The sequence below is a fragment of the Rhodococcus sp. EPR-157 genome (genome assembly GCF_001647195.1).
Classification (GTDB): domain Bacteria; phylum Actinomycetota; class Actinomycetes; order Mycobacteriales; family Mycobacteriaceae; genus Rhodococcoides.
On record NZ_LVCV01000522.1, the window covers coordinates 1 to 1,997 of the forward strand.

Here is a 1,997-nt window from a genome sequence, read left to right on the forward strand (position 1 = left end):
CATGTTGTCCTCGAGCGACTCTGCTGAGTTCGGGTCCGCTATTCGGACGCTTCCGTCGGCAGCGGGTACGCCCGATCCGACGACCGTCCGCGACGGGGCGTCAGCGGCAGGGGTCAATCGGCCGCGTGTGAGTTCGTCGGCGTCGACGATCAGGGTTCGTGGTCCGCGGCCCTTCACGCTGCCTGCGACGAACAACGTCGCTTCGGCCAGCCCATAACACGGGTACATCGCCGAGCGGAGAAATCCGTAGGGCGCGAACGTAGATACGAAGCGTTCGATCGTGTCTGCGCGGATGGGCTCTGCACCGTTGAAGGCTACCTGCCACGACGCGAGATCGAGGTCGGTAGGTATCGAGGTTCGCTCGGCGTGCGTTACACACGCGTCGAATGCGAAATTGGGTCCTCCGCTCGTGTGTGCCCGATACTTCGCCACAGTGAGGGGCCAGAGCAGCGGCCGGCGGATGAAGGTCCATGGCGACATCAAGATACTGGTGCTGCCGAGGTACAGCGGCTGGAGAACGTTGCCGATCAGGCCCTGATCGTGGAAGAGCGGCGCCCAGCCGACGAACGTGGAGTGACGATCATGACTGAACGCGGACGCGATCATGCGTTGGTTGGCAATCAGATTGCGGTGGGTGACGCGAACACCTTTCGGACGTGACGTGGATCCGGACGTGTATTGCAGGAACGCAGTCGAATCGTGTGCCGGTGGAGCACATTCCTCGTCGCCACCCTCCGGCGTCTCGTTGACCGTTATCCATCTGAGCCTGCCTGTCACCGCACCCAATTCGTCTTCACTGGCGGATCGCGTCGGCGCGTCGGACAAGACGACCGACGGCGCGCAGTCCACGACGATGCTGTTCGTGGCATCGTGCGGCCTGCCCGGCCGAGGCGGGTTCACCGGAACGGCGATAACACCCGCATACAGACATCCGAAGTACGCGACGATGAAGTCGAGTCCAGGTCCGAACAGCAACAGTGCGCGTTCTCCTGGCCTGCACTGGGTGCGCAGAGCACTTGCGACGTCCACTGCGCGCGTGTGTAGTCGGTGGTAGGTGAGGACCTCGGCTTCGTCGCCGGCGGTGTCGAGGAACACGTACGCACGAGCGTTGGGGGTGTCGTGCGCCCTCGACCGCAGGATCTCGGTCAGCAGAGCGGTCACAGAGCATCACCGATGATCGCGGCGATCGTGGTGCGATGATCTTGGTGGAAGAAGTGTCCTCCCGTGAAGGAGTGTGTAGCGAAGGCGTCGTTCGTGTGCTGACTCCACGCGGAGATTTCGTCGGGATCGACAACGGGATCGTTCTGAGCGTGGAATCCTGTTATCGGACATGGAAGTTCGGTACGGTCCCGATACGAATACGTCTCGCACACCTCGAGATCGGCCCGACTGACCTTGACGGTGTACCGCAGCAACGATGCGCTTCGCATCGCGGCGCGCGATGTTCCCCCCATTTCTTCGAGGGCGTCCACGAACTGAGATTCTGGCAATCGGTGGACAGTCCGCCTGCTGGCCGCCAGATGCGGTGCCCGTCTACCCGAGACGAACAGATGGCGCGGCGGCGTCCCTGCGTCGGTGAGGGCCCGTGCCAATTCGAATGCGACAAGGGCTCCCATGCTGTGGCCGTACAGCGCAACGGATCTGTCCACTGAACGTCCGACCTGCGCCGCGAGCGCGGCAACGATCGTGTGGATGTCGCGCAGTGGTGGTTCCGCTGCGGCGCCTTCCCGTCCCGGGAGCTGGACGGGATGCGAAGTGATCGACGCCGGAAACCTCCACCGTGCAAACGACGATGCGCCTGCCCCGGCATGGGGGATGAGTAGAAGGGGCACTGCAGTGCTCGTCGGCCGGCTGTCGACGGTGACCGCGGGGGCGAACCATTGCCGGGAACTCACAGCGCCACCGGCAAGTGGGCAAGCCCGCGCACAATCGAGCTCCGGGTCTGCCATTGCAGTGGGGTCGTGTCGGTTCGTCGTGGATCGTGTTGCGTGAAGAGC

General features: G+C 63.6%; 2 protein-coding genes. Both read right to left on the reverse strand.

The genetic code is table 11. From position 1 onward, the window contains the following. On the reverse strand, window positions 1-1,161 hold a 1,161-nt coding region (locus A2J03_RS23625), incomplete at its 3' end, for an AMP-binding protein (protein ID WP_156520555.1). Then, window positions 1,158-1,997: thioesterase II family protein (locus A2J03_RS23630; protein ID WP_231912689.1), on the reverse strand; the 840-nt coding region annotated here is incomplete at its 5' end. The genes A2J03_RS23630 and A2J03_RS23625, both read right to left, overlap by 4 nt.